Below are 276 nucleotides of genomic sequence, written 5' to 3' on the forward strand. Positions count from 1 at the left end.
GCGCAGATTGCCCCGACCGACACGGGCTTCATCGGCTATAACCAGCGCAGGCTGCTGTCCATTCTGAACATGCGCAAGCTGGAACGGGTGCTGCGCTATATGCTCGACGAGAACGACTTCCTCGGGCCGCACGGCATCCGTTCGCTCTCCCTGTATCACCTGGAACATCCTTATGTGATCAACGTCGGCGGACAGGAGTACAAGGTGCAATACCTGCCGGCCGAATCGAATACCGGCATGTTCGGCGGCAATTCCAACTGGCGCGGACCGGTGTGG

At 59.8% G+C, this 276-nt stretch carries 1 pseudogene; it reads left to right on the forward strand.

The window, feature by feature from the left end:
* Positions 1 to 276: pseudogene (locus SB753_RS37005) on the forward strand (glucosidase); the annotation flags it as partial.

The sequence above is a fragment of the Paraburkholderia sp. SIMBA_053 genome (genome assembly GCF_046534895.1).
GTDB lineage: Bacteria > Pseudomonadota > Gammaproteobacteria > Burkholderiales > Burkholderiaceae > Paraburkholderia > Paraburkholderia caledonica.